We start from the raw sequence: 2,255 nt of genomic DNA, 5'->3' as shown, positions 1-2,255 counted from the left end.
GCGCGCTCGTCATCGTCGTGAACAAGTGGGATCTCATCGGCACGGACCTGCGCCGCCAGGAGGCTTTCCGCGAGGCCCTCAAGTACTCGCTGAAGTTCGTGGGGTACGCCCCCATCGTCTTCACCTCGGCCCTCACCGGCTCCAAGGTGGAGAAGGTGGTGGACATCGCCGTGGAGCTCGCCGAGCAGTTCCGCTACCGGGCGCCCACCCCCCAGCTCAACCGGCTGCTCGAGCACATGGTGGACAACAACCCGGCCCCCATCGTCAATGGCAAGCCCCTGCGCCTGTACTACATCGCCCAGGTCGGCACGGCGCCCCCCACCTTCGCCCTCACGTGCAACCACCCGCAGGGCGTGCCAGAGATGTACAAGCGCTACATCACCAACCAGCTCCGGAAGACCTTCGATCTGCGGGTGCCCCTCCGGCTGATCTTCAAGGAGCGGCCTGGCAAGGCCAAGAGGGAGGCCCGCAAGCGCCCCCATCTGAAGAAGAAGGAGAAGAAGACGGGTAGGCACTGAGCGTCTTCGCGTTGACACCCCCGGTGGCCGATCCGTAGATTGCGCCGCCTTTTGCACCCCAGATGAAGAGAAGAGGACCAGCGACGTGGCCAAGTCCGAGAAGATGACCCAGCGGGAGCTCAAGCAGCCCGACGCCTTCCAGCGCGTGGGAGCCGATGCCCGAGAGTGGTTGGTCGGGCGACAGACGCTCGTCATCCTTGCCGTGGGAGTGGTGCTGGCAGGTGGCCTGGTCGTGGCGCTGTTCAGCTACTTCTCCCACCGCAGCGAGGCCAAGGCGGCCAAGGAGCTGGGCGCGGCGCTGGAGATCCTCGAGCGCCCGGTGGTTCCTACACCCGCCGAGGGCGCTCCGCCCCCGCCGCCCGCGGGTGAGAATCCGCCTTTCAAGTCCGCCCAGGAGCAGGATCAAGCGCTGGTGAAGGCGCTGACGGACTTCCGCACCACCCACAAGGGCACCCCGTCCGCGATGACGGCCGCGCTGCCGCTGGGCAAGGCCGAGTACCGGCTGGGCAATGCGGAGGGGGCGCTGGCCGCCTTCGCCGAGTACCTGAAGGTCGCTCCGGCCAACGACCCGATGCGCGCAGCAGCGCTCGAGGGCCAGGGTTACGCCTACGAGGCCCAGCAGAAGTACGACCAGGCGCTCACCTCCTTCGATGAGATGTCCAAGGTGGATGCGGGCGGTTATCTGGAGGGCATGGGCCAGTACCACCGCGCCCGCATCCTCATCCTCCAGGGGAAGAAGGATGACGCGGCCACCGTCCTCGTGAAGATCCCCGTGGACCACGCGAACAGCGCGGCGGCCCGGCTCGCGACCGAGCGGACGTCGCTGCTGGCGGCCGAGGGCGTGAAGATCCCCCCGCCGCCTGAGCCAGCGAGCTCGACGAAGGACGGAGGGGCATGAAGCGCCGCGCGTGGAGGCAGTGGGTGGCGGGAGTCGGGGCGGTGGGGCTGCTTGGCGCGTGTCACTCCGTTCCGCTCCATGGCAACCCCGTCAGCTCCGAGCTCCGCCAGCCCCCGGCCGACTTCTTCGAGGTGGGCTGGTGGACGCCGCTCGTAGAGCCGATCTCCTGGGAGTACGCCCCCCGTGAGTTCGCCGCCCCGGCGGTGGATCCGGACTCTGGCCGAGTCATCACGCTGACTCGGGATGGCTTTGTCCGGGGCGTTGCCCCCGGTGGCAAGGTGGCGTGGGCCTTCAAGACGGGCAACCGGTTCTCGGCTGGGGCCCTGGTGCACGAAGGCATCGCCTACGTGCCAGGTGGGGATGGCGTCCTGTATGCCCTGGACGCTCGCAAGGGCGAGCTCAAGTGGAAGTACGAGGCCGGTGAGTCGCTCGCGACGACTCCGGTCCTGGCCGGCTCGCGGGTGCTGGTGGCCTCGGAGAGCGATACGCTCTTCGCGGTGGACCTCGAGACGGGCAAGTGGGCCTGGCAGTACCGGCGGGATCCGCCCAGCGGCTTCACCATCCACGGTGTCTCGACTCCACTGGTGAAGGACGGCGCGGTGTACGTGGGGTTCGCGGACGGGTACCTGGTGGCCTTGGACGCCGAGGGTGGCACCGCGAAGTGGGAGAAGTCCCTGGCGGGTGGAGCCACCGAGTTCCTCGATGTGGACACGCCTCCCGTGGCGGACGATGCGGGCCGGCTGTACGTGGCCTCGTACCAGGGTGGGCTGTATGCCCTGAGCGCCGAGAGCGGGGATGTGGAGTGGAGCAGCTCGGTGGCGGGGCTCACGTCCCTGCTG

The 2,255-nt window shown here is 68.4% G+C and carries 2 protein-coding genes and 1 pseudogene; all 3 read left to right on the top strand.

The features are described from left to right. Window positions 1-518, top strand: a pseudogene (locus VD972_RS00485) (ribosome biogenesis GTPase Der); the annotation flags it as partial. A gap of 85 nt (window positions 519-603) precedes the next feature. Beyond that, on the top strand, window positions 604-1,416 hold the full coding sequence (locus tag VD972_RS00480) for a tetratricopeptide repeat protein (RefSeq protein ID WP_324979077.1): 813 nt from the start codon (window positions 604-606) through the stop codon (window positions 1,414-1,416). Next, window positions 1,413-2,255: PQQ-binding-like beta-propeller repeat protein (locus tag VD972_RS00475; RefSeq protein WP_324979074.1), on the top strand; the 843-nt coding region annotated here is incomplete at its 3' end. The genes VD972_RS00480 and VD972_RS00475, both read left to right, overlap by 4 nt.

Source organism: Hyalangium sp., from assembly GCF_035629615.1.
Classification (GTDB): domain Bacteria; phylum Myxococcota; class Myxococcia; order Myxococcales; family Myxococcaceae; genus Hyalangium.
The sequence above is the reverse complement of the archived record's forward strand: the minus strand, read 5'-3'. Positions and strand labels throughout refer to the sequence as shown.